Below are 257 nucleotides of genomic sequence, written 5' to 3' on the forward strand. Positions count from 1 at the left end.
CGGCTCTGGCCGGCGCGATCTCGCTCGAAATCGTGGATCACGCGGCGCCAACCATCCTCATCCTCACGCTCAACGCGCTCCCACTCCATCGATTCGACCGCGTTGTACCAATCGTTCTGATGGGCCTTGCGAATGTGATAGGCCAACGGCACGCCATCGTCATCAATCTCAACGCCCCCGCGCAAGTACTTCGTATCAATCATCTGATACGGGTTCGACAGCCGATCTGGATCTACCACCAGAAACGATGTCGCGTA

The 257-nt window shown here is 57.6% G+C and carries 1 protein-coding gene; it reads right to left on the reverse strand.

Annotation, left to right across the window (positions count from 1 at the left end):
• A partial coding sequence (locus CDV46_RS18640) for a phage portal protein (protein ID WP_140413421.1) occupies positions 1 to 257 on the reverse strand: 257 nt, incomplete at both ends.

Origin of the sequence: Pandoraea sp. PE-S2T-3 (assembly GCF_002179965.1) — a bacterium.
Taxonomy (GTDB): domain Bacteria; phylum Pseudomonadota; class Gammaproteobacteria; order Burkholderiales; family Burkholderiaceae; genus Pandoraea.